Below are 25,164 nucleotides of genomic sequence, written 5' to 3'. Positions count from 1 at the left end.
TTCAGTCACAACTGAACATAAGCTGTGAATGAAGTCGTTTAAACCATCCAAAGTATTGAGCTCATCTGTGCTTCATGGGTTATATAACTTGAGTTATATGACTTGAGTTGTATGAATTGATCTGTATCCATGATCATCACTAACTTATCATCATTAAACCTCTTTCATAAATCAAAAGTGATCATTGATTGGAAATAAACTGATGTTTGAAAATCCTTCTTCCTTTTGGTGAAGGTTAGGAAGAAGGAATAATAATGAATATGCTGTATAAATAATAACTTATGAAAGAATTCATTTATCCAAATGAATTTTTAACATTTATCAAAAAGTGTCTTTTAAGCATTGAGTTTATTCAAAGGCACTTACATCTCCGACACCTCGACGAATAATCTCAGGATTCAAACCTGTTAAATCGACGATACTGGTGGTGGTTAATGTACCTAAGCCACTGTCAATAAAGACATCAATTCTTTTTTCAAGTTGTTCCTCGATATCATAAGGGTCATCTAAGGGTTCTGTTTGTCCCGGTAAAATGAGTGTACTGGTCAACAAAGGCTCACCCAATTCTTTAAGCAACATTTGACAGACGGTATTGTTCGGTACGCGTAAACCGATCGTTTTTTTCTTTGGATGCATTAATCTTTTAGGAACTTCACTTGTTGCGGATAAAATATAAGTGGTCACGGCAGGGGTGTTTGATTTCAACAAACGGTAGGTGGCATTGTCTACTTTTGCATATGTTGCCAAATCTGATAAATCGGCACAGAGAATAGCGTATTGATGTTTAGGACCCAAATCACGAATTTGTGCGATACGTTCCATCGCGCTTTTATTTCCAATTTGACAGCCAATGGCGTACGCAGCATCCGTAGGGTAAACCACGACATCGCCTGCTCGAATACGTTCTACGGCTTGACTAATTAAGCGTGATTGTGGGTTGTCAGGATGTACTCTTAAGTGCAGCATAATTATTCTCTCCTGATATTTTTATTCATATGGGCTGGGGTTAAATTGTAGTCGCACGATTTTATTCATATGACTGTAATTGCCTAGCTTTATCCATATGAATTTATTCACATGAACTTATAGACATGAACTTAGAGAAATGATTATGACGTGATGTGGAGGTGGTTTTCAATTCCTTTAGCTCAACTTTGCCTGAAGAATATATGTAGGGTGTATCAATATTTGATAAGACCCCATGTGAGATTTTATTCAATAGATCTATTTATTCAGCCTCTTGATTAATCAAAATAACCATTATTTTCAAGCTAACTATCCATCATCCCATCATCAATTTAACGAACCGTGATCAAATTAAGAAAAAATTTAGAGTCAATCTAGCATTGATCTACTAAATTCATCGATCTGTAATGTTTGACCTTGGCGACAGCATTGACAAATATGATGGATAAAACGTTGAGCGTCTCGGGGAAGCTTATTTTCACCCTTAAAAAAACGTTCTATCTGAGCATATACTTGATCTTTAAAGACCGAACCATCTCCACCTTCACCAGTGAGATTATCTAGGGATACACGGAACTGCCGGCCAAAAGCAGTAGCAAATAGCCATTCAATCGCTTGAGGCTTGACTTCCACCTGTTCAAATAGAGCTTGCTGCTCTTGTGTACGACCATCTGGCGCGTACCAATAGCCTAAATCAGGCAATAGGCGTCTTTTTTCGCCAGCAATACTCCAATGACTAATTTCGTGTAAAGCGCTGTTAAAAAAACCATGCGCAAACTGAATTCTAGCGGAAGTTGTTGAAGTTGCAGGGAAATATTCTGGTTCAAAATCACCTTTGATCAAAGTGACATTTAAGTGGGAAAACCAGTAATTAAAGTGTAAGATAAGCCAGTCTACCTGTTGAGCTTCAGTTTGAAGATTTACCCAAGGTGCGAGTTGCACGCGGTCTAAGTAATCTATTGAATTTAAGGTCAAAGGATAGTTTAACTGTAATGAAGTTGTGACTTCAGGTTGCGGCTGCAACTGATGCATGGCTTGTATTACCCAAATGATCTGTCTGAATAAGTGCAAAATTGTATCTTAATCTTTGACAGAGTACTTATGAATTTGTAGAATTGCCGCCTTAATTATGTCAGCAAATACCTTTCCGGCACAGATTGAGCCGTTTAAATGGGCAGAGCAAGGTTTTACATGGTCAGGTATCCTGCCATTGTCACGCTTTGTTCGAATTTCCCGTGAAGCTGTTGGGTCAATTGATGATCAATTGATCAAAATGGACTGTAAGCTATCAATGGACGCGTATCATCGCGTCGTTTGGTTAGATGGCAGCGTCGAAGCGAAAGCCCCAATGGAATGCCAACGTTGTTTGGATACTGTTGAGATACCTCTCGTTTTAGATTTTCATTTAGCCTTGATCGATGATGAGTCACTGATAGAGCGCTTGGATGAGGATGCTGATTTCATCGTTTTAGGTGAGAGTGAAGCAACAGTTAAAGGTACATTTGATGCACCTGCAACCGCTGATTTACTGGCACTGATAGAAGATGAGTTGTTATTGTTGATGCCTTTGTCGCCTAAGCATGAGTCTTGTGTGCATAAGCATCAACCTGCCGTAGAAGAGCTTGTTGAAGAAAAACGGGATAATCCGTTTGATGTTTTGGCAGGTTTGAAGGGTAAACTTAACTAATTTTTGTGTTATACTTTATGTATAACGCAATCGAATTTGTTCTGATCCATTTTTTCGATCTTTGTAAGGAGCCATCATGGCCGTTCAGCAAAACCGTAAAAGTCGCTCTCGCCGTGACATGCGCCGTTCACATGACGCTTTAACCGAGAATGCATTAACTGTAGACCAAACTACAGGTGAAACTCATCGTCGTCACCACGTGACTAAAGATGGTGTTTACCGTGGTCGTCAATTATTCGCTAAAGCATCTGCTGAATAATATACGGTGTATTAAGCGTCAAGCTTAGTAGAAAAAATGGGAGCTTAGCTCCCTTTTTTTTGCTTAAAATTCAAGTATCAGTATTTGTATCAAATAAATAGTTAATCATTTTCCTGATCAGCTTTTTGTCATATTCATATTTTTTTGAATACTATCTAATTTTATTATCGGTACGTATTTGGGAATGATTGTTCAACTCTTAGGTGGTGTTTTTTAAATAAATTTTCTTGATGATGAGTTTTTAAAATTTAGTCAGAGATGTATTAATTTAAAAAATAGGATGAAAATGATTTAATTCGTGCTTATATATCGGGCATTAAAATGAGTGTGAAAAGTTCATTTATTTGATTTTAAGTATCTATGTATTTGAAAAATATAAATTTATTTATTGGTTAAAATGATTTATTTTAAATAAATCTGTCTGTTTATAAATATTTAAAACGGTATTTTTTGCGATAGCGAGAGCTATTCAAGCTTGTTAAGCTATGCCTCAATTCAGTTTATACAATCAAGATGGAAAACAGATGTCCATTTTAGAGACTTCAAATTTACTTGCAGCAACAAAAACTGCTTTTATATTTCCAGGTCAAGGCTCGCAGAAAGTGGGTATGTTGGCAGAACTAGCAGAGCAATTTAGTAGCATTGGCGAAACATTTGCAGAAGCTTCTCAAGCTGTTGGTTTTGATTTGTGGCAAATTGCTCAAAGTGGCGAAGGCATCAATCAAACTGAATTTACTCAACCGGTACTATTAACCGCAAGTGTTGCTTTGTGGCGTGTTTGGTTGGAGTTAGGTGGAGTTGTTCCAAAATATTTAGCAGGTCACTCATTGGGTGAATACACTGCTTTGGTTGCAGCTGGCGCTATTCGCTTGGGTGATGCAGTAAAGCTTGTAAACTTACGCGGTAAGTTGATGCAAGATGCAGTACCTCAAGGCCAAGGGGCTATGGCGGCTATTCTGGGTTTAGATGATGCTAAAGTGGTTGAGCTGTGCCAGTTAGTGAGTGCAGACGGCGAAGGTTCTGTAGAAGCAGCAAATTATAATACCCAAGGTCAGGTGGTTGTTGCCGGCTCAACTGCAAAAGTTGAAGCGCTGATGTTATCTGCGAAAGAGAATGGCGGTAAAGCGATTGCATTACCTGTATCAGTTCCATCTCACTGTTCGTTAATGAAAGCTGCAGCTGAAAAATTTGCCGATGCTTTAGAGCAGACAGTGATTGAGATGCCAAATATTCCAGTGCTACAAAATGTGAGTGCAAAGGCTGCAGCAAATGTTGCTGAACTTCGTCAAGCATTAACAGCACAATTGTATGAGTCAGTCCAATGGGCGAAGACAATGCAATATTTCCAAGATCAAGGCATTTCTTATGTGGTGGAATGTGGTCCAGGAAATGTATTAACAAATCTGGCGAAGCGTTTACCGAAGATTGAAAAAGCATTACCACTCGATACACAAAGTCGCATGGAAGATGCATTAAATGCCATTTTAGTGGCTGAAGGGAAGATTGCATGATGCAGGAACGTAAAGTTGCTCTAGTTACAGGAGCAAGCCGAGGAATTGGTGCAGCAATTGCACAGCAATTGATTGTTGATGGCTTTTTTGTGGTGGGTACTGCTACTTCAGAATCCGGTGCTGAAAAATTATCAGTAGCTTTTGCTGAAAATGGCGCTGGTGCTGTATTGGATGTGCGTGATCTTGATGCCATCAATAACTTAGTAACAGATATCGAACAAAAATATGGTTCGGTCATGGTGCTGGTCAATAATGCAGGCATTACCAAAGATAATTTATTGTTACGTATGTCAGAAGATGACTGGGATGATATTTTAAATATTCATTTGAAGGCGGTTTTCCGTTTATCAAAACGAGTATTGAAAGGGATGACCAAAGCACGTTTTGGTCGAATCATTAATATTAGTTCAGTGGTTGCGCATTTTGCTAACCCGGGTCAAGCAAACTATTCTGCTGCTAAAGCAGGTATTGAGGCGTTTAGTCGTAGTCTTGCTAAAGAAATGGGTAGTCGCCAAATCACTGTAAACAGTATTGCTCCAGGCTTTATTGCAACAGAAATGACTGAGCAATTGAGTGAAGAAATTCGCAAGAAAATGAGTGATCAAGTGGCGCTAAGCCGTTTTGGTCAACCACAAGATATTGCTAATGCTGTAAGTTTTTTAGCCTCTGACAAGGCTAGTTACATTACAGGTACGGTTTTACATGTAAATGGTGGTCTATACATGGCTTAAAGCGATGTATAAACTTTGAAAAAACTTTAGATTCAATTAAACTAGTGGCAATTATAACGCCACAAGCAATGAGGAGAATTCCTGTGAGCGATATCGAACTTCGTATCAAACAAGCAGTAGCTGAGCAACTTGGTCTTAAGGCTGAAGAAATCAAAAATGAAGCATCTTTTATGGATGATTTAGGTGCTGATTCTTTAGACTTGGTTGAGCTTGTAATGTCTTTCGAAAATGATTTCGATATTACGATTCCAGACGAAGATTCTAACGAAATCACGACTGTACAATCTGCAATTGACTATGTTTCTAAGAAACTTGGTTAATGGTTGATGATTCAGCTTTGCTGAAGATTAAAGCCACCGTTTAGGTGGCTTTTTTTATCTTTGGTGAAAGTGCGGGCATAGTCCATATTCACTTAGCCAAAATCAACTTAACCAGTTTTAACTTAGCCAATATCAAGATGAAGTGTTTCTTTCACTTCCTCCATCACAATATAACTATGTGACGATGCTGAAGAGGGAAGTTTCTTGAGTAAATCACCAAGTAATCTTCGATAAGCACTCATTTCTTTGAGTCGAGCCTTCACCAAATAATCAAATTCACCTGAAATAAGGTGGCATTCAAGTACCTCAGGAATTTCGACCAAGTCACGTGCAACTTGATCAAATACATCACCCGATTTGGCTGATAATTTAATTTCTAAAAAAACCAAAAGATTTCGATCGACGAGTTGAGGATTAACCCGTGCGTAATAACCCATAATGATGCCATCGCGTTCCAAGCGTTTTACACGTTCGGAACAAGGCGTTGTTGATAAATTCACTCGTGCAGCCAACTCACTAATCGCAATTCGTCCATTTTTTTGTAAGATGTCTAAAATCTGTTGATCTATACGGTCTAATTTGCGCATCATTTTTTTCCTTTTATAAGAATTTTTTCACGACAAATTTTATGAATTACCTAAATTATAGCCTCTAAATCAGTGAAAAAAACTATTAAAGCAGAAATATACTAGTTAAATAAACTATGGGTGCTTAAGGGATAGGCTATGCGTGTAATTGTATTGGGAAGTGGTGTGATTGGTGTGGCGAGTGCTTATTATCTTGCGCAGCAAGGGGCAAGTGTCACCGTTCTTGATCGTCAGGCTGGTCCTGCAGAAGAAACCAGTTTTGGTAACGCAGGTCAAATCTCTCCAGGGTATTCGACGCCTTGGGCTGCACCTGGTATTCCTTTTAAAGCGGTAAAGTGGATGTTCCAGCATCATGCGCCATTAGCGATCAATATGGATGGCAGCATGTGGCAATTGCAGTGGATGGCGCAAATGCTGAAAAACTGTAACTCAAATAGTTATGCGATTAATAAAGAGCGTATGACGCGTGTGGCTGAATATAGCCGTGATTGTCTTCGTGATTTACGTAAGGTCACGGGGATTCATTATGAGAATCGCTCAAAAGGAACATTGCAAGTTTTCCGTAATGAAGCACAACTCGATGCTGTACAGCGTGATATTCAAGTCTTAAAAGAATGTGGTGTTGATTACGAATTATTGCTTAAAGATGAATTATCCAAAGTTGAACCTGCTTTAGAATTTGCGAAAGACAAATTAGTAGGTGGATTGCATTTACCGAATGATGAAACAGGTGACTGCTATTTATTTACCAATGCCTTGGCGAAGATTGCACAAGACTTGGGTGTGGATTTTAAATTTAATCAAAATGTTGAAAAGCTTGTTGTTGAAGGCGATGAAATTAAAGGTGTTGTGGTTAATGGCGAAGTTCTGACTGCGGATCGTTATGTTTTGGCTTTTGGCAGTTACTCACGAGATTTTTTAAAGCCTTTGAATTTGGATCTACCTGTCTATCCTGTTAAGGGGTATTCGCTCACGATTCCAATTGTGGATGCTGCGTTTGCACCTCAATCTACGGTCTTGGATGAAACTTACAAGATTGCGATCACGCGTTTCGATCAACGGATTCGTGTCGGCGGTATGGCGGAACTGAGTGGTTTTAATCATGGCTTGAATATGGACCGTCGTGCCACCTTGGAAATGGTGACGCAAGATCTATTCCCTGGTGGTGACTTAGCGCAAGCAAGTTTCTGGACGGGATTACGCCCAATGACACCAGACAGTACACCGATCATCGGAGCAACGCGTTTTAAAAACTTATTTCTGAATACCGGACACGGCACTTTAGGTTGGACCATGGCATGTGGTTCAGGCAAGTTAATCAGCGACTTGGTGCTCAATCACGAAACTGATATTAGTACGGAAGGACTGTCTATTCAGCGTTATCCGCATGCAGCTTGAGCTGAATGACTGAGTAAAATATTTTCCATTTGTTTGAGTTGTGATTCAGATTCGGTTTTTTCAGCAGAATTTGAATCCACTTTTATTAAGATTATAAATTTAACCTGTTCTACGACAGTCCTAAAATATATTCAAGGATGAATATGATGTCCCGTCCCATTACTGCCACTATTCATCATCAAGCGTTAAGGCATAATTTAGCGATTGCTCGAAAAATGATGCCGAATAGCCAAGTATTTGCTGTTGTTAAAGCCAATGCATATGGTCACGGCATTGAGCGTGTATTCGAGGCTTTTCAATCTGCGGATGGTTTTGCACTATTAGATATTGCTGAAGCGAAGCGCTTGCGACAATTGGGTTGGAAAGGCAAGATTCTATTGCTTGAAGGGATCTTTAGTCTTCGTGACTTATATGATTGTGCGGAACTTAAACTCGATTTTACTGTGCATAGTCCACATCAGTTGCAATGGTTGCAATCATTTTCTGAAACACAGACTGATCACAGTGATGATTCAGTTCAGTTCGATATTTATTTAAAATTGAATAGCGGAATGAATCGTCTAGGCTTTAAGCCTGTAGCCTATCGTCAAGCTTGGCAAGAATTGCAGCGATTAAGTGTAGTGAATTCGATTACCCATATGACACATTTTTCAGATGCAGATGGCGAGCGTTTAGGCGAACAAGGTGTTTTGTATCAGCAAAAGATTTTTGATCAGATCACTGCAGGTTTACCTGGTTTACGCTCGATCAGTAATAGTGCTGCAATTTTACGTTATGCGACCGAACTTGAATCGGATGTCGTACGTAGTGGCATTATGCTGTACGGCAGTTCACCTGACTATCCCAAGCATACTATTCAAAATTGGCAACTCGAACCAACGATGTCATTACGTAGCGAGATTATTGCGATACAAGATTTGGAAAGTCAGGACAGTGTTGGCTACGGCTCTACTTATTTTGCTGAAAATTCATTAAGAATTGGAATTGTGGCATGTGGTTATGCAGATGGTTATCAACGGCTTTTTGCAACAGGTACGCCCATATTGGTGGATGGAATTCGGACTCAAACAATCGGTCGAGTCAGTATGGATATGTTGGCTGTGGACTTGAGTGATATTCCAAATGCCCAAGTGGGCAGTGAGGTTGTACTTTGGGGGAGATCGACGTCAGGCGCAGTCTTGGCGATTGATGATGTTGCCCAGAGTTCAGGGACGGTGGGTTATGAATTGATGTGTGCCGTAACCAATCGAGTCAATTTTCAAATAGAAATTACAAACGAATAAACCCATTTAATTTTTTTCAAGGAAGTTTATATGTCTCATGCAGATATTCAAAAAATGAACAGCACTGAAGTGATGAGTGCAGTCACTATTTTCAATCAAGTGGTTTATTTATCTGGTCAAGTGCCTAAAATCACTGAGCCAGATATTGAGGCCCAAACCAAGGATGTATTAGCGACGATTGATACATTGCTTGCTCAAGCAGGTACAGACAAATCTCGTCTTTTATCTGCGCAAATTTTTGTAAAGAATTTAGAGGACTTTCCGCAGATCAATGCGATTTGGGTTGAGTGGATGAAAGGGTGTGTGCCGCCTTCACGTGCGACGATTCAAGCTGATTTGGTGAATCCAGCATGGTTGATTGAAATTGCAGTCACAGCGGCACAAGCTTAAGTACAACGCATTTAGGACGACGTGGATTTTCTGTTTATACAGCTTGTCCATAATGAAATTGAGATCTAATGACAGGGTGAGGATCACCCATTTAATGTAAAGGCCGAATTTAAGCGGTTATAAGGATATAAAAAATGACAATAACGAATCATACAGATGAACCTTCATCTCCCAATGAATTACAGCGAAAGCTCTCCAATCGTCACTTACAGTTAATTGCGATTGGTGGTGCGATTGGTACGGGCCTATTTATGGGCTCAGGAAAAACAATTTCACTCGCAGGTCCTTCAATTATCATTATTTATATGATTATTGGAGCGATGTTCTTTTTCCTGATGCGCGCACTCGGTGAAATTTTACTTTCTAATCTGCACTACAAATCTTTTATTGATATGGCGCATGATCTGATTAGTCCAGCTGCTGGTTACTATATTGGATGGTCTTACTGGTTAGGTTGGATTTTGGTTGGTATTGCTGACTTAGCCGCAATTATCAATTATCTGAGCTTCTGGCTGCCTCCCGATATGATGTTCACCCCGACAGGACAAGCCGCCATCAGTGCAGGATGCGTGTTGTTTATTCTGGCCATCAATCTTGTGACGGTGAAACTGTTTGGAGAAATCGAGTTTTGGTTTGCACTGATTAAAATTTTAGCGATTGTTGGTTTGATTTTTATTGGTGGATTTATGGTATTCACCAGCTTCCAAACTCCAAATGGTTCGGTGGCAAGTTTTAGTAATATTTGGGCTCATGGTGGTTTGTTTCCAAAGGGCGCAATGGGTTTCTTAGCCGGCTTCCAAATCGCAATGTTCGCCTTTGTCGGTGTTGAATTACTCGGGACGATGGCCGCAGAAACCAAAGATCCTGAAAAGAATCTTCCTAAAGCGGTGAATGCGATTGGCTTTGTTGCATAAAGATTTTAAAGACTGATCTTTCCTAAGCTGCACAAATTTAAGTGACAACTTGGGTGTGAGGGCGACCTAATTCTGTAAATTTATTTAACACGGCTATACGTGCATGGATTTCATTGACTTGGCTTTGAAAGTTTCTCGAACTGAGTTTATCGCCCAATAATTTGATGCAATGCATCTTAGTTTCGACCAAACTACGTCGATGATAACCAGACCACTTTTTCCACAGCGCTCTTCCTAGACGTTTGACTGTTTTCAATAATTCATTTCTCTCTAAAGATCCCAATTGCTTATCTTTCCATGGCCTTGCATTTTTTCTTGGAGGAATTACGGCATGTGCATGACGATCTGAAATCACTTGTCTACACAATTTCGTGTCATATGCTCCATCGGTATAGACAGAATCAATGCGTTCATCAGATGGGATTTGATTCAGCAGATCATCTAAGACTTGTGAGTCACTGACATTATTTGTTGTGAGCTGTACAGCTCGTATTTGTAAGGTTTTAGCATCTATACCAATGTGCAGTTTACGCCATTGCCGACGATATTCAGGCTGATGTTTCTTGCGTTTCCATTCACCTTCGCCTAAAAACTTAAAGCCAGTTGAGTCTACCAATAGATGTAGTCCTTCATGACTTTTTTGATAGCTGATCGCAATATCAATCTGCTTTTGTCGTCTGCAAAGTGTGGAATAATCCGGTGCTGTCCAACTTAACCCACTAAGTTGAATAAGGCTTTGCACAAAGCCTGTGACCATACGCAAAGAAAGGCGAAAGATAGATTTGATCATCAAACAGCACTGAATCGCTGTATCAGAATAGGTTTGATTTCTTCCATGCTTAGCTTGTGGCTGAGCATACCATTGAGTCTGAGGATCGAACCAAATTGAAATATTTCCTCGCTTGATTAGAGCTTGGTTATAAGAGGGCCAATTCGTTGTGCGATAGATTTTGGATGCAGGCTTCTTCATTTGGAAATTATATTGCTAAAGAAGCCTTTAGGAATAGCTTTGTGCAACAAAGCCAATGCGATTCCGACCCGTATTATTATTTTCTACGTGCTTTCCCTTGTGATGATCATGTCTGTAACGCCTTGGATTAATATACCTGCAGACAAAAGTCCATTCGTAAGTTTGTTCCTTTATGCGGGCATTCCAACTTCGGCAATTATCATGAATATGGTGGTGCTTTCATCGGTCATGTCCTCCATGAACAGTGGTGTATTTTCAACCAGTCGAATGTTGTTCGGTTTGGCACGTGATGGTCAAGCGCCACAAGTGCTGGCAGCATTATCGAAACGTGCTGTGCCAGCGAAAGGTTTATTTTTCTCCTGCGCCTTTATTATGTTTGGTGCTGCATTTCAATATTTTGTACCCAATACAATGGAAGCATTTACTTTGGCAAGTTCATTGTGTGTGATTTTGTTCATTAGTATTTGGGGGCTTATCATGGTGTGTTACATCCGTTACCGTAAATTAAGACCTGAGCTTCATGAGAAGTCGACTTTTAAAATGCCGGGTGGGGTGTGGATGTCCTATGTGGTTTTGGGCTTTTTATTGTTCGCTTTGGTGATTTTAAGTTTAGAGCCAGATACCTTAAAAGCCTTGATGATCAGTCCTTTATGGTTGATTCTTTTGGCTGTGACCTATAAAACGCTTTATAAGTCTCGTATGCGTAAACGTGATTAAACGGATAGTGTTCTTTATTCCTAAATGACATGATATTAATCATCTAGGAAATAAAAAAACCTCCAATATTGGAGGTTTTTTATATTCTTTTGAACTTAAAATGTCGGTTTAACAACCACTAAAATCACGACTGCAAATAAAATCAAAGTCGGCATTTCATTAAAATAACGCCAAAACTTATGGGTTTTATAGTGTGCATTAACCATGAGCTTTTTACGGTAATAGCCACAGACAAAGTGATAGATAACCAATAAACCGACCAATCCCACTTTGAGATAAAACCAGAGCGCTTCATGGTAGTGTTGTGTTGCATCACCCCAATCGACCAGAAAATGTGCTGTGATCAAAGTTGCGATCATCGCAGGCCACATGATGCCACGGTACAGTTTACGTTCCATGATTTGGAAGCGTTGGTGACCGATTTCATCGTCACTCATGGCGTGATAGACAAAAAGTCGTGGTAAGTAGAACAATGCTGCAAACCAGCATACGACAGCAATGATATGTAGCGCTTTTACCCAAAGGAAAGCATCTGAAGGAGCATCCATCCATTCACCTTTAAAAGGGCGGTGTGGAAGTGGTTGACCTGTTATCTAGACAGATCAACCATTTTCAAATTAGCCTTCCCATTTTTTGAAAACGAGACAAGCATTTACACCGCCAAAACCGAAACTGTTACTCATCACAGTATTCAATTTTGCTTCGCGTTTTTCAAGTACGATGTCATAACCTTTTGTGCCTTCATCAAGTTCAGTTACATTGATGTTTGGCGCGATAAAGTCATTTTGCATCATCAAAACTGAATAAATCGCTTCTTGAACACCAGCAGCACCTAAGCTATGACCAGTCATTGATTTGGTTGAGCTAAGAGGAGGTACATTACCTTCGCCAAATGCACGGCCCATCGCTTGAAGTTCAGTAACGTCGCCAGCAGGGGTAGATGTACCATGTGTATTTACATAGTCAATTTTATCTACGCCATGTTGTTTCGCTTCTTCTAAAGCCATAAGAATACAGCGCGTCGCACCTTCACCAGATGGAGCAACCATGTCTGCGCCATCAGAGTTAGCTGCATAACCCACAACTTCAGCTAAAATATTTGCACCACGTGCTTGAGCGTGTTCAAGTGATTCTAAAACAACAAAACCACCTCCACCTGCAATCACGAAACCATCACGATCTGCTGAGTATGGGCGAGATGCTTTTTCAGGAGTCTCATTATACTTTGAGCACAATGCACCCATGGCATCAAACAATAAGCTTTGTGACCAGTGATCTTCTTCACCACCACCGGCCAACATTAAATCTTGCTTGCCTAATTGGATTAAGTTGTAAGCATAACCAATCGCATCTGCAGATGTTGCGCAAGCACTGGTAATTGAATGCGCGACACCTTGAAGTTTAAACGCCACGCCAACGTTTGCTGTAATCGTATTTGACATGTTACGAGGAACAAAGAAAGGACCTACTTTACGAGCGCCTTTACTTTCTAAAAGCTCTTTCATTTCAATCACTGAAGCGGTTGAACCGCCACCTGAACCACCCGCAATACCATAGCGTGGGTTGCCAGCAAGGTCTTCTGCTTTAAAGCCTGCATGTTCTACAGCAGCCAATGCCGCGTTATAGGCATACATAGCGCAAACGCCCATAAAGCGTTTAAGTTTACGGTCGATTCCATCAAAGTTTTGTTCAGCTGCGGCGCTGACATGACTTTTAAAATTTAGTTCTGCATAGGTTGGGTTAAAACGTGTACCTGAAATCCCATTTTGCAATGAATGAGTTACATCTTCTAATGTATTACCGATGCATGAATTAATGCCCATGCCAGTGATTACAACACGTTTCATTTACAATTCCCTATTATGGTGATCATTGAGTAATCTGATGCGAATAGTGTGATTATTTCTAACATCCTGAGTCATGATCGACTAGATTACTTTTGTCAAAAATTTGCATAATCATAGCAGAAAGTATTTCAAATTCTTATGGCAAATCAATGTCTGATCGTTTAATAGCGGACTGGCAGGAGTGTTCACCATTTCTCAACCATTTGAAACACATAAAAGTGGAGTTAAATCTTGACTACGCATAGTATTTTAATGAAAAGTGGTTCTTGCAAAGGAGAGGGTATAAATGGCAAATTCTAATAATAAGCACTCTGTTGGATTAATAGCGAGAGCTGTTGGAGTGGCTAAAAAGCTCAGTGCTACAGGTTTAGACTTGGTAAATCATGTCGCTCCGGGTTCCGTCACACCATTAAAACAAGTTCCAGATCGTGAAAGTATTATTGATATCAAAGAGAATGAGAATATTATGACTGATCAAAAAAACCATGAAAACCCACAACATATATTTCGTTCACATGTTCCTAAAGTGACGCAGCAACTATTGGGTCGTCACTACGGCAAGGTGAATCAAGTAACCTCATTCATCTCTCCAAATCTAAACAATAAAATTGCAGATTTTTTCTTTGAAAAGTTAAATGATTTTGTCTCTGAAACCAGTTCAGTGGATCATGTTTTAAGTGAAGTGGGCGCAAAAAGTTTGGAAGAGTTAGCTGCAAACCCTGAACGTTCTAATCGTATAAATATTGCACTCGGTAATCAAAATAAAGCACTTGCTGCTGTTCAAGGGGCGATTTCTGGCGCAACCGGCGTGATTGGGACTGCGATTGATATTCCTTTTTCATTGGCATTAACTTTAAGAACTATTTATCAGTCTGGTCGTGCTCATGGTTTTGAGCTTAATCGTGCCAAAGAACAAGAAATTGTTGAATATGTTTTTAAACAAGTCGATTTAGGTTCTATTGCAGAGAAACAAACATTACTAGTAGGTTTACGCGCTGTTTCTAAACTATTGGAAACTCAGGATACTCAACAATTACAAAAGATGTTGGGCTCTAGTAATGATATTGAGGTGCTGCGTCAGTGGTTGAGTAATGATGATGGTACATTTAAATGGTCATGGATTAATCGAGTTCCACAGATTTCTATACTTTCAAAACTCACGCCAATTGCGGGGGCTGGGATTGGTGCATTCTATAGTTGGAAATTGGTAAATGAAGCGAATATTAAAGCGCAACATATTTTTTCTAATGCACAACAATACCTATTGCAGCATCCAGACGAAAAGCTAAATGTTTTACAAGCATTTGAGAAAGCGATTGAGCATGCTCAGACGCAATCTCTTTTAGCCACGCCAGAACAAATCGCACAGCCAGAAAAAAATGAAGATGAACAGGAGCTTCCTCAACTTGAAGCTCAAACGATTCCAGAAGAAAAAATTGAAAATGAGACGATCAGTGCTATTCGTGTTGAATTAAAATCCGATGCTGAAGAAGTAGAACCCGTTTCAATTGAAGAAGGTATTCAAAAACTTGCAGAAAAACATGTGGTTCAAGATGCAGACACTGATTCTTCTGATGAGAAAGCTTCGGTAAAAGATGAAGAAGTCTTGGAGAATAGTGAGAAAATCGCAGCAAAAGATGCGACTACCAGTTCTACTGTTGCCCCAAAAAAGGCGCCAGTTAAGCGTAAAACAGCATCAAAAGAAGATCCAAAAAAATCGTAACTTTCATCAGTCTCGAGCTTGATTCGTTGATTTTGTTGCATGCGGCTAACTGATGGTTGGTCAATGTTATAAGCATAAATCGAGTAACATTTGATGTGATGATGATTGTTGACCAATTATGCATCTTGGCATACAATTGCATGCCCTCAAAAAGTAGTATTTTTGAGGGCTTTAATTTAACGGGAGAATTGCCAAATGGCAACAACAAATCAGTTGATCCGTAAGGGTCGTACAACTTTGATTGAAAAATCAAAAGTTCCTGCGTTGAAGGCTTGTCCACAACGTCGTGGTGTTTGTACACGTGTTTACACAACTACACCTAAAAAACCTAACTCAGCAATGCGTAAAGTTTGCCGTGTTCGCTTAACTTCAGGTTTTGAAGTTTCTAGCTACATCGGTGGTGAAGGCCACAACTTACAAGAGCACAGTGTTGTTCTTATCCGTGGTGGTCGTGTTAAAGACTTACCAGGTGTACGTTACCATACCGTTCGTGGTTCATTAGACTGCGCTGGTGTTAAAGATCGTAACCAGTCACGTTCTAAATACGGTACTAAACGTCCTAAGAAATAATCTTTCGAGATTATTTCCTAAGGTCATAGAGCCGCAATCCTTTATCGTCACGCTTGTCTGATTTCTGCATTTAATTTTGTGAAATTCAAGCGACGTGTAGTAAGGCCAGCTAACAGTACATGACACTTTGTACTCATGCTGGATAAACCTGAAGTGTCATATTTATAGGTGTATTAAAATGCCAAGACGTCGCGTAGTCGCTGCTCGTGAAATCCTTCCGGATCCTAAGTTCGGCAGCCAAACAATCGCTAAATTCATGAACCACGTAATGCAAGATGGTAAAAAGTCTATTGCTGAAAGTATCGTTTACGGTGCTTTAGAACGCGTTCAAGAAAAATCTAAAGTAGACCCAGTTGACTTCTTCGAGACTACTCTTGAAAAAGTTCGCCCTATGGTCGAAGTTAAAGCACGCCGTGTTGGTGGTGCTACATACCAAGTACCTATGGAAGTGCGCCCATCCCGTCGTACTGCCTTGGCTATGCGTTGGTTAGTAGATGCTGCTGCTAAGCGTTCTGAAAAAACTATGGCTTTACGTCTTGCTGGTGAGTTGCTTGATGCAGCTGAAGGTAAGGGTTCAGCAGTTAAGAAACGTGAAGACGTGCATCGTATGGCTGAAGCCAACAAAGCATTCTCTCACTACCGTTTCTAATAGGTTTAAAGACCTTAATCAGGATGATGACAGATCAGTTACTGAATTGTCATCAAAGCGCTTTAAGCTGTTATACAGCTTAAAGCGCCCTGTTTTAAACAACAAATTTAGGAATGCAAGAAATCATGGCTCGTCAAACCCCAATTTCTCGTTACCGTAACATTGGTATTTCTGCTCACATTGATGCTGGTAAAACGACCACTTCAGAACGTATTTTGTTCTATACAGGTGAGAGCCACAAGCTAGGTGAAACTCACGAAGGTTCTGCAACTACGGACTGGATGGAGCAAGAGCAAGAACGTGGTATTACCATTACTTCAGCAGCAGTAACATGCTTCTGGTCAGGTATGGGCAACCAGTTCGAACAACATCGTATTAACGTAATTGACACCCCAGGACACGTAGACTTTACAATTGAAGTTGAACGTTCTATGCGTGTTCTTGACGGTGCGTGCATGGTTTACTGTGCTGTAGGTGGTGTACAACCGCAGTCAGAAACTGTATGGCGTCAAGCAAATAAATATAAAGTTCCACGTATCGCGTTTGTTAACAAAATGGACCGTACAGGTGCAAATTTCTTCCGCGCAGTTGAACAAATGAAAACGCGTCTTGGTGCGAATCCAGTGCCAATCGTTGTGCCAATTGGTGCAGAAGAAAACTTCCAAGGTGTTGTTGACCTAATCGAAATGAAAGCGATTATCTGGGATGAAGAATCTCAAGGTATGAAGTTTGAATATGGTGAAATTCCTGCTGATTTAGTTGCTACTGCTGAAGAATGGCGTACAAACATGGTTGAAGCTGCTGCTGAAGCATCAGACGAACTCATGGACAAGTACCTAGAAGGCGTAGAATTAACTAAAGAAGAAATCGTTGGTGCTATTCGTAAGCGTACTTTGGCTAACGAAATTCAACCGATGCTTTGTGGTTCTGCGTTCAAAAACAAAGGTGTTCAACGTATGTTGGATGCTGTGATTGAATTCTTACCAGCACCGACTGACGTTGAAGCAATCAAGGGTATCCTTGATGACAAAGCTGAATCAGAAGGTTCACGTGAAGCGTCTGATGAGGCTCCGTTCTCTGCACTTGCATTCAAAATTATGAATGACAAATTTGTAGGTAACTTAACATTTGTTCGTGTTTATTCTGGTGTTCTTAAAGCGGGTAGCCCGTGTTATAACCCTGTTAAAATGAAACGTGAACGTGTTGGTCGTATCGTGCAAATGCATGCGAATGACCGTAAAGATATCGAAGAAATTCGTGCGGGCGACATCGCGGCATGTGTAGGTCTTAAAGACACTACAACTGGTGATACATTATGTGATGAAAACCACGTAATTACACTAGAGCGTATGGAATTTCCAGAGCCAGTAATTGCACTTGCAGTTGAACCTAAAACTAAAGCTGACCAAGAAAAAATGTCTGTTGCTTTAGGTCGCTTGGCGAAAGAAGATCCATCATTCCGCGTACGTACTGATGAAGAATCAGGTCAAACGATTATTGCTGGTATGGGTGAGCTTCACCTTGACATCATTGTTGACCGTATGAAACGTGAATTTGGTGTTGAAGCGAATATTGGTAAACCAATGGTTGCTTACCGCGAAACAATCAAAAAGACTGTTGAGCAAGAAGGCAAATTCGTACGTCAAACAGGTGGTAAGGGTAAATTCGGTCATGTATATGTTCGTTTAGAACCTATGGATGTTGAAGAAGCTGGTAAAGAATACTTATTCGCTGAAGAAGTTGTTGGCGGTACTGTACCTAAAGAATTCTTTGGTGCAGTAGATAAAGGTATTCAAGAACGTATGAAGAATGGTGTATTGGCTGGTTACCCTGTTGTGGGTATCAAAGCGACATTATTTGATGGTTCTTACCATGATGTCGATTCTGACGAATTGTCGTTCAAAATGGCGGGTTCTTATGCCTTCCGTGATGGTTTCATGAAAGCGGATCCTATTCTTCTTGAACCAATCATGAAAGTTGAAGTAGAAACTCCAGAAGATTACATGGGCGACATCATGGGCGACTTAAACCGTCGTCGTGGTATGGTTCAGGGTATGGAAGATTTACCTGGTGGTACTAAAGCTATTCGTGCTGAAGTTCCATTGGCTGAGATGTTTGGTTACGCAACTCATATGCGTTCTATGTCTCAAGGTCGTGCGACCTACTCTATGGAATTTGCTAAATATGCTGAAACTCCACGTAACGTGGCTGAAGGCATCATTACTAAGTTCCAAACTGGTGGTAAAAAAGGTGACGACGAGTAATCTTTCGATTACTATAAGCCCAAACTAATTCATAGTTAAAACCTAATGCTCATGGGTTAACCCCCATGGGTTGTTTAAAAAGGAAGATCTCATGGCTAAGGCTAAGTTCGAACGTAATAAGCCACACGTAAACGTGGGCACAATTGGTCACGTCGACCATGGTAAAACAACTTTAACAGCTGCTATCGCGACTGTTTGTGCAAAAACTTTCGGTGGCGAAGCTAAAGACTACGCTGCGATTGACTCTGCACCAGAAGAAAAAGCACGTGGTATTACGATTAATACTTCACACGTAGAATACGATTCTGTAATTCGTCACTACGCGCACGTAGACTGCCCAGGTCACGCCGATTATGTTAAAAACATGATTACTGGTGCTGCTCAGATGGATGGTGCAATTCTTGTATGTGCTGCGACTGATGGTCCAATGCCACAGACTCGTGAACACATCCTACTATCTCGTCAGGTTGGTGTACCTTACATTCTTGTATTCCTTAACAAGTGTGACCTTGTTGATGATGAAGAATTACTAGAATTAGTTGAAATGGAAGTTCGTGAACTTCTTTCTACTTATGACTTCCCTGGTGATGACACGCCTATCATCCGTGGTTCTGCTCTTGCAGCACTTAACGGTGACCAAGGTCAATACGGCGAGCCAGCTGTAGTTGCACTTGTTGAAGCGCTTGATTCTTACATTCCAGAACCAGAACGTGCTATCGATAAAGCATTCTTGATGCCAATCGAAGATGTATTCTCTATCTCTGGTCGTGGTACTGTAGTAACAGGTCGTGTTGAAGCTGGTATCGTTAAAGTTGGCGAATCAGTTGAAATTGTAGGTATCCGTGATACTCAAGTTACTACTGTAACTGGCGTTGAAATGTTCCGTAAATTGCTTGACGAAGGTCGTGCTGGCGAGAACTGTGGTGTTCTTCTACGTGGTACTAAGCGTGAAGACGTTCAACGTGGTCAAGTATTGACTAAACCAGGTGCAATTAAGCCGCACACTAAATTCGATGCAGAAGTATACGTACTTTCTAAAGAAGAAGGTGGTCGTCATACTCCATTCCTTAACGGTTACCGTCCACAGTTCTACTTCCGTACAACTGACGTAACTGGCGCGATCTCACTTCAAGACGGCGTTGAAATGGTTATGCCTGGTGACAACGTAGAAATGTCAGTAGAGCTTATTCACCCAATCGCAATGGACCCAGGTCTACGTTTTGCGATCCGTGAAGGTGGTCGTACAGTTGGTGCTGGTGTAGTTGCTAAAGTAACTCTATAATCAGTATTGATTGTGTATAGAAAAAGCGCTCCTTAGGGGCGCTTTTTTTAGCCTAAAAATAAAAACAAGATTACTCTAAAAAATAAAATTGTTAGACAATAATCACAGAAACTGTCCCAATCTGATAATTCAATGTCCTCATCAGCAATTATTTTGTATTTCTTAAGCTGTCATATTAGCAGCATAAGTTAATAAAAATGAATCAACGTTTTAATGAGTTGATGGGAGTTAAAGCAATGAACGCAAAAGTGAATATTACAAACCGAGCTGGTGCAAGTTTCCCGGTACGTCGTATGGGATTTGACTTTACAGATGTTCCTGAATATTGGGTGAATAACTCAGCAGGTCTAACGCATTTCTTAACAGCTTTGTCCGCGCTTTTTCCTGCAGGTGAAAAGTTCTTTATCGATAGTGTTCGTGCAGTTCGTTACCATCCAGCGTTAAAAGAAAATGAAGCATTACAGAAAGAAATTAGTGCTTTTATTGGTCAAGAAGCGATGCATACCCATGAACATGCAGGTTTTAATCTGGCTGCACAGAAATATGGACATGACGTAGATACGCTTGAGAAAAATACAGATACAGTTATTCAAGCAGCACGTAAAGTATTTGCAAAAGTTGCGAAACCTGTCGGTATTACGCAAGAAATGGTCGACTTGACGATCACAACAGCTTTAGAACATTTTACAGCAACCATTGCATCTGAACTTTTACGCAATCCGCATATTCAAGGTTTGATGCAAGATGAAACCATGAAAACAATGTGGTTGTGGCATGCCGTTGAAGAAAATGAGCATAAAGCAGTGGCTTATGATGTTTTTGAAGGTGTATTTGGCAAAGGATTAAAAGCCTATGCTTTAAGAACAAGTTCACTGGCTTTAGCGATGATCGTATTGTTCGTTGTGCAAAGTTACTTCGTCGCACGTTTACTCAAAGAAGATAAAGCATTAACTTTTGATTCGATTAAAGATATTTACACCTATGCCTATAGTCCTTCTAAGGGGATTATTTCAGGTATGGGTAAAGAAATGCTGTATTACTTTAAGCCAGGTTTTCATCCTAATCATTTAGATACAGATGATTTACTTGCAACATGGAAAGCAAAACTGGGTCTTTAACATTTTGGATGCTTTATCCAGGGTAACTTAAGTTGCCCTTTTTTTTGCTCGATTTTTGAATGAAACTTCCTATAATGAGTTTTTTAAAATAATAGTTTGATCTACATGATTCGTTATATGCAAAAGTCTGATGTACAGGCTGTGGTACAGATTGAACGTCAAGTTCAAAGCCATCCTTGGACAGAGAAGCAATTTGAAGAATCCTTAACGAGTTATGTATGTACGGTTATAGAAATTCAAGAAAAAATCGTTGGTTTTTGTATTTTACAACCCGTGCTGGACGAGGCAAATTTATTGCTTATGGCGATTGATGTTCAGGAACAAGGCAAGGGATTCGGATTTAAATTACTCGATGCTTCGATTGCGCTACTGAAAAATGATCCAGTACAAATTTTCTTAGAAGTTCGTGAAAGTAATAAGACGGCAATTGGTCTATATGAAAAAATAGGCTTTCATCAAATTGATACTCGGAAAAACTATTATCCGAAGTCAGGTGGTGGAAAAGAGCATGCGGTCATTATGGTGAAATCTTGTAGCGATGATTTTTCGATGCTTTTCAAAAGCTAATCAAAATCCATTTATTCAGCTAGAGTTTTATCTAAGCAAAGCGTATTTGTTTCTAAAAAATTAAGTCTTAGCGATCATCTTGGTTGTCGGCTTTGCTATAGACTTATTTAGCTGCTTAGTAATCTGCTTAAATATCGAAAATCCGTATTTTATTTTAAAATAAAATCATTCCATTCTGAGGGTAAGGTCGTCATGAGCATTTGACCCAAATGTTCTATTTCGGCGTTATCCAAGCTTCGATTCACTCTTCGCCATTGGCCATCTAAAAGTAATTCGAAAGGTGCATACTGAGATTTGTAATTCATTTTTGCAGAATGAGGCACCCAATACCCCAAGTAAACATATTGTTGTCCTTGAGTTTGAACATATTCAATTTGCTTTAAAACTGCAAAAACACCCAGTGAACGTTTGTGTTCATCTGGGTCGAAAAAGGTATATACCGCGGAAACACCATCGTCCAAAATATCACAGGTCGAAACGCTAATTAAACAATCATCTTTCCAAAGTTCTAAGAAGAAACTATTGCTGCAACTATGAATTAAAAATTTTTCAAATTGATCATAACTTGGTGGAAACATATCTCCGTCGGCATGACGCTCGTTAATATATCTTTCATATAGTTGATAATGCACATTAGACGCGTCTTGGGTACGCGTAATTTTGACTTGCAGATCTTGGTTGCGTTTCCATGCTTTTTTTTGTTTGCTGTTCATGATAAAGCTTTCAACAGGAACACGGCATGATAAGCATTGACGACATAAATGACACTCTGGGCGATATACGAAATCACCACTTCGTCTAAAGCCTGAACGAGAAAGTTCAGACAAGGTTACGACATCTATTTTATGAGTAGGATCTAAAAAGACCATACGCGCTGATTTTTCAGCAAGATAACTACAGTCATGCGGGGGCGTAATATAATATTGTAAGTCATTTAACAGGGACTTTGGGTGATAAGAGTTCATTGGTGTCCCTCCGTATGTTCATTCCATAAGACGTTGTGTTAATGCTATTGTTTTACTTGAAAATACACTGTCTTGGTATCTTTGCCAATCGAGTTGTGGGGCTTTTATTACATCTTGTAACGAATTCAAGTAGTTTTGGCGAGTTATTATACAAGCACCGAGGTTGAGCAGGTGATCATTGACCAACTGACAATCCACCCAAGCCAACTGATTTTCCTTTGCAAAAAGCATTAAGGCATAAAAAGCCATTTTAGAGACATCTGTTTCAGTACTAAACATAGACTCGCCAAAACAGCCTTTTCCAATGGTCACCCCATAGAGTCCACCCACCAGTTTATGTTCTTCATTCCATACTTCAAAACTGTAGGCATAACCTGCTTTGAAGAGATCACAATAACCTTGAATGATGTCTTCGGTAATCCACGTTTCATTTGCATAACTTCGTGGAAGTGAACAGGAGCGAATAACTTTTTCGAAAGCATGGTTCACTGTAATTTTTAAGTCACGTTTTTTCATGTTTCGTAGTAATGACTTACTTGGATGAAAATCTTGCGGATAAATAATGCAGCGAGGCTCTGGAGACCACCAGCAAATGGGTTCTCCTTCAGAAAACCAAGGGAATAATCCATTTGAATATGCTTCAAAAAGTGTAGCAGGGGAGAGATCTGCACCAATGCAAATCAAACCCTCACCTTCAGGATCGGCTTCAACTGGATCTGGGAATAAAAATTGGGATGGATTTAGCATGGTTGAATTTAAAAACATAGTTGGCTGTAAAAGAGGATCGCTCTTTATTCTAGCCAATCCTATCCCTATTTAGATGATTTATGCAAAAAGTTTGAGTTTTTGAGCAATTTCAATCTTATCACTCGATAAAAATAATTCAGCTTTTTCTGAGATGATTTGGATACTTCTAATTTTATCATTAACAGATTGACCATCTTGGTCTAATACCAACCAATTTAAACGTGTTAATACGTCATAAACGTAGTTCGCAAACTGCTGTGCTGTTTTTAAACCATCAACGAAATATGCCCGATAAAACAGTTGAGAAAAATGATCAGCTGGAATGCCAATACCCGTCATTGCACAAGCCAGCACTTGATAGTGGGCTTGGAAGCTGGCCTGGTTCAATAAATATAAATTGATATTTTGGCATTGAGCAATCAATTGTTCGGTCGGTTTAAGCTGACATGGCTGTGCTAAACCTAAATGGCACAGAATCACTAACGCATTTAAAATCTGATTAAAATTTAATTGTGGATATTCTTTTTCAATCTCAGCAATGGTCAATGGAAGATAATTGTGTGTTTTAAAAAGTCGACCGATTGGCTCGTAAATATCTTGGATTAAATTAAATTCACCTAAATAACCGTTAATTGTTTTAGGAATATCTTTGGGGTTGGAAAGCAAAACAAATGGCGTTTCTGAAAGGCGTTGCTGTGTTTGTAAAGGTGTTAAATTATTTTTACCCCGAATAAATAAATCTCTACGAAATTGGGTATTGGCAAAGTAATCCCGACATTGCTCTTTAAAAATAGGATGGTCAATTTGATTGAGGAATTCTTGATCTTCGTCGCTGAAATTGATGTTGTTCAGTTGCGTATTTAAGTCCGTTGAGCCTGCATAAGACAACTTGATATCTTCCAGTGTGCGAACCACTTGTTGAAAAGAATAACATTGCCAGTCTTGATTGAGGTATTCGTGAATCAGGTAGTTGGGATTTTGTTTTTTGAGTTCTTGAACCTTTTTGATTGCATTGGGATTGACCTTAGCAAAAGTCGGATTTTTATTGAGCAGTTGCTCACTAAAATCTAATGCATCGGAAACATTCTGAATGGGATTGGTACTGGTAGAGTTAAACTTAAAGTGACTATGAAATAACTCACGAATCGGCATGTTGGCTGCCCAGCCAGTGACACAGTTGTAGCTGATATACACAATACCATTAGGGTTTAAATTTTTTCGAATGAATTTTAAAATGATATGTTGATTTTCGTGACTGATCCAACTCCAAATGCCATGCAGGCTAATAGAATCAAACTGAGGAAGTGGTTTATTTAAAAGCTCTTCAAAGCTATCATCAAAAAAATGATGCTCAACTTGGCTGTATTCAGCGAGAACGTTGGCATGCGCAGCGTGTGCAGGATTAAAGTCAGTGCCATAAAAAGTACCTAAGCTTGAACAAGAGTGAATGTTCAAACTCACACCTTGACCGAAACCGAGTTCACAATGATGATGTTCGGGTTTGTTTTCTGGACAGTCCACACCGTTAAGTAAAAGGCAGAATTTTTGATAAGACGGACTTAAATCTTTGTAATAGCCGAAAGTGTAATTCACAGCAGTTTGGTAGCCATCTGTCCAATGGGTCGTCATTATTATTCTCTTCATTTTAATTTTTTTGGTGAGTGCTTTATAACGGATCAAGAGACAAAATAAAACCACC

At 39.7% G+C, this 25,164-nt stretch carries 24 protein-coding genes and 2 pseudogenes; 17 read left to right on the top strand and 9 right to left on the bottom strand.

Features of this window, described 5'->3' with window-relative positions:
- Nucleotides 1-348: 348 nt before the first annotated feature.
- Both V5M36_RS12410 and V5M36_RS12405 read right to left on the bottom strand, forming a co-directional pair.
- Complete coding sequence (locus V5M36_RS12410; protein WP_338559489.1) at nucleotides 349-966, bottom strand: L-threonylcarbamoyladenylate synthase; 618 nt, start codon at nucleotides 964-966, stop codon at nucleotides 349-351.
- Nucleotides 967-1,335: 369 nt separating this feature from the next.
- Complete coding sequence (locus V5M36_RS12405; protein WP_338559487.1) at nucleotides 1,336-1,998, bottom strand: elongation factor P hydroxylase; 663 nt, start codon at nucleotides 1,996-1,998, stop codon at nucleotides 1,336-1,338.
- A 97-nt stretch (nucleotides 1,999-2,095) separates the two neighbouring features.
- Here V5M36_RS12405 and V5M36_RS12400 point away from each other — a divergent pair, with 97 nt between their 5' ends.
- The 5 genes from V5M36_RS12400 (at nucleotide 2,096) to acpP (ending at nucleotide 5,474) form a co-directional block, all read left to right on the top strand.
- Nucleotides 2,096-2,653: a YceD family protein gene (locus V5M36_RS12400; RefSeq protein WP_338559484.1), complete on the top strand. Its 558-nt coding sequence runs from the start codon at nucleotides 2,096-2,098 to the stop codon at nucleotides 2,651-2,653.
- Nucleotides 2,654-2,729: 76 nt separating this feature from the next.
- On the top strand, nucleotides 2,730-2,912 hold the full coding sequence (gene rpmF, locus V5M36_RS12395) for a 50S ribosomal protein L32 (RefSeq protein ID WP_005011848.1): 183 nt from the start codon (nucleotides 2,730-2,732) through the stop codon (nucleotides 2,910-2,912).
- Between the two features lie 524 nt (nucleotides 2,913-3,436).
- Complete coding sequence (gene fabD, locus V5M36_RS12390; protein WP_338559479.1) at nucleotides 3,437-4,423, top strand: ACP S-malonyltransferase; 987 nt, start codon at nucleotides 3,437-3,439, stop codon at nucleotides 4,421-4,423.
- A complete protein-coding gene (gene fabG, locus V5M36_RS12385; RefSeq protein WP_338559477.1) occupies nucleotides 4,420-5,154 on the top strand; it encodes a 3-oxoacyl-ACP reductase FabG in 735 nt (244 codons plus the stop codon). Before fabD ends, fabG begins: the two co-directional genes overlap by 4 nt.
- 83 nt (nucleotides 5,155-5,237) lie before the next feature.
- A complete protein-coding gene (acpP, locus tag V5M36_RS12380) occupies nucleotides 5,238-5,474 on the top strand; it encodes an acyl carrier protein (protein ID WP_004651013.1) in 237 nt (78 codons plus the stop codon).
- 122 nt (nucleotides 5,475-5,596) lie between these two features.
- Here acpP and V5M36_RS12375 read toward each other — a convergent pair whose 3' ends face one another.
- Complete coding sequence (locus tag V5M36_RS12375) at nucleotides 5,597-6,061, bottom strand: Lrp/AsnC ligand binding domain-containing protein (RefSeq protein ID WP_338559468.1); 465 nt, start codon at nucleotides 6,059-6,061, stop codon at nucleotides 5,597-5,599.
- Between the two features lie 138 nt (nucleotides 6,062-6,199).
- On the opposite strand from V5M36_RS12375, the gene V5M36_RS12370 reads away from it, so the two are divergent.
- The 4 genes and pseudogenes from V5M36_RS12370 to V5M36_RS12355 all read left to right on the top strand — a co-directional run.
- Complete coding sequence (locus V5M36_RS12370) at nucleotides 6,200-7,459, top strand: D-amino acid dehydrogenase (protein WP_338559466.1); 1,260 nt, start codon at nucleotides 6,200-6,202, stop codon at nucleotides 7,457-7,459.
- A 146-nt stretch (nucleotides 7,460-7,605) separates the two neighbouring features.
- Nucleotides 7,606-8,742, top strand: coding sequence for an alanine racemase (gene alr / locus V5M36_RS12365; protein ID WP_338559464.1), 1,137 nt, complete (start codon nucleotides 7,606-7,608; stop codon nucleotides 8,740-8,742).
- Between the two features lie 30 nt (nucleotides 8,743-8,772).
- The gene (locus V5M36_RS12360) at nucleotides 8,773-9,132 is read left to right on the top strand and encodes a RidA family protein (RefSeq protein WP_338559462.1); all 360 of its coding nucleotides are present in this window, start codon (nucleotides 8,773-8,775) and stop codon (nucleotides 9,130-9,132) included.
- Between the two features lie 134 nt (nucleotides 9,133-9,266).
- Nucleotides 9,267-10,031: pseudogene (locus V5M36_RS12355) on the top strand (amino acid permease); the annotation flags it as partial.
- Between the two features lie 52 nt (nucleotides 10,032-10,083).
- Here V5M36_RS12355 and V5M36_RS12350 read toward each other — a convergent pair.
- Nucleotides 10,084-11,016 carry an IS5 family transposase gene (locus V5M36_RS12350; protein WP_338557852.1) on the bottom strand — a complete coding sequence of 311 codons (933 nt, stop codon included), beginning with the start codon at nucleotides 11,014-11,016 and terminating at the stop codon, nucleotides 10,084-10,086.
- Nucleotides 11,017-11,070: 54 nt separating this feature from the next.
- Here V5M36_RS12350 and V5M36_RS12345 point away from each other — a divergent pair.
- Nucleotides 11,071-11,733: pseudogene (locus V5M36_RS12345) on the top strand (amino acid permease); the annotation flags it as partial.
- A gap of 95 nt (nucleotides 11,734-11,828) precedes the next feature.
- Here the strand turns inward: V5M36_RS12345 and hemJ are convergent.
- Nucleotides 11,829-12,281, bottom strand: a complete 453-nt coding sequence (hemJ, locus tag V5M36_RS12340) for a protoporphyrinogen oxidase HemJ (protein WP_338559460.1) — start codon at nucleotides 12,279-12,281, stop codon at nucleotides 11,829-11,831.
- A 69-nt stretch (nucleotides 12,282-12,350) separates the two neighbouring features.
- Nucleotides 12,351-13,580 (bottom strand): beta-ketoacyl synthase N-terminal-like domain-containing protein, encoded by a 1,230-nt coding sequence (locus tag V5M36_RS12335; RefSeq protein WP_338559457.1) that lies wholly within the window; start codon nucleotides 13,578-13,580, stop codon nucleotides 12,351-12,353.
- A gap of 286 nt (nucleotides 13,581-13,866) precedes the next feature.
- On the opposite strand from V5M36_RS12335, the gene V5M36_RS12330 reads away from it, so the two are divergent.
- From V5M36_RS12330 to rimI, 7 genes are all read left to right on the top strand, one after another.
- Nucleotides 13,867-15,303 (top strand): EcsC family protein, encoded by a 1,437-nt coding sequence (locus V5M36_RS12330; protein WP_338559454.1) that lies wholly within the window; start codon nucleotides 13,867-13,869, stop codon nucleotides 15,301-15,303.
- A 195-nt stretch (nucleotides 15,304-15,498) separates the two neighbouring features.
- On the top strand, nucleotides 15,499-15,873 hold the full coding sequence (gene rpsL / locus V5M36_RS12325) for a 30S ribosomal protein S12 (RefSeq protein WP_004648013.1): 375 nt from the start codon (nucleotides 15,499-15,501) through the stop codon (nucleotides 15,871-15,873).
- A 178-nt stretch (nucleotides 15,874-16,051) separates the two neighbouring features.
- On the top strand, nucleotides 16,052-16,522 hold the full coding sequence (gene rpsG, locus V5M36_RS12320) for a 30S ribosomal protein S7 (protein ID WP_338559452.1): 471 nt from the start codon (nucleotides 16,052-16,054) through the stop codon (nucleotides 16,520-16,522).
- 125 nt (nucleotides 16,523-16,647) lie between these two features.
- A complete protein-coding gene (gene fusA / locus V5M36_RS12315) occupies nucleotides 16,648-18,786 on the top strand; it encodes an elongation factor G (RefSeq protein ID WP_338559449.1) in 2,139 nt (712 codons plus the stop codon).
- Between the two features lie 91 nt (nucleotides 18,787-18,877).
- The gene (gene tuf, locus V5M36_RS12310; protein ID WP_338559447.1) at nucleotides 18,878-20,068 is read left to right on the top strand and encodes an elongation factor Tu; all 1,191 of its coding nucleotides are present in this window, start codon (nucleotides 18,878-18,880) and stop codon (nucleotides 20,066-20,068) included.
- A 236-nt stretch (nucleotides 20,069-20,304) separates the two neighbouring features.
- Nucleotides 20,305-21,186 (top strand): metal-dependent hydrolase, encoded by an 882-nt coding sequence (locus tag V5M36_RS12305; protein ID WP_338564202.1) that lies wholly within the window; start codon nucleotides 20,305-20,307, stop codon nucleotides 21,184-21,186.
- 105 nt (nucleotides 21,187-21,291) lie between these two features.
- Nucleotides 21,292-21,753: a ribosomal protein S18-alanine N-acetyltransferase gene (gene rimI / locus V5M36_RS12300; RefSeq protein WP_338559445.1), complete on the top strand. Its 462-nt coding sequence runs from the start codon at nucleotides 21,292-21,294 to the stop codon at nucleotides 21,751-21,753.
- Between the two features lie 149 nt (nucleotides 21,754-21,902).
- Here rimI and V5M36_RS12295 read toward each other — a convergent pair whose 3' ends face one another.
- The 3 genes from V5M36_RS12295 to V5M36_RS12285 form a co-directional block, all read right to left on the bottom strand.
- Nucleotides 21,903-22,718 carry an arginyltransferase gene (locus V5M36_RS12295; RefSeq protein WP_338559443.1) on the bottom strand — a complete coding sequence of 272 codons (816 nt, stop codon included), beginning with the start codon at nucleotides 22,716-22,718 and terminating at the stop codon, nucleotides 21,903-21,905.
- 18 nt (nucleotides 22,719-22,736) lie between these two features.
- Entirely contained in the window at nucleotides 22,737-23,465 is a 729-nt protein-coding gene (aat, locus tag V5M36_RS12290; protein WP_445206274.1) for a leucyl/phenylalanyl-tRNA--protein transferase, read from the bottom strand.
- 78 nt (nucleotides 23,466-23,543) lie between these two features.
- Nucleotides 23,544-25,094, bottom strand: a complete 1,551-nt coding sequence (locus V5M36_RS12285) for a class I SAM-dependent methyltransferase (protein ID WP_338559437.1) — start codon at nucleotides 25,092-25,094, stop codon at nucleotides 23,544-23,546.
- Between the last annotated feature and the right edge of the window lie 70 nt (nucleotides 25,095-25,164).

It is taken from the genome of Acinetobacter sp. KS-LM10, from assembly GCF_036896575.1.
In the GTDB taxonomy this organism is placed as follows: Bacteria; Pseudomonadota; Gammaproteobacteria; order Pseudomonadales; family Moraxellaceae; genus Acinetobacter; species Acinetobacter avistercoris.
The sequence above is the reverse complement of the archived record's forward strand: the minus strand, read 5'-3'. Positions and strand labels throughout refer to the sequence as shown.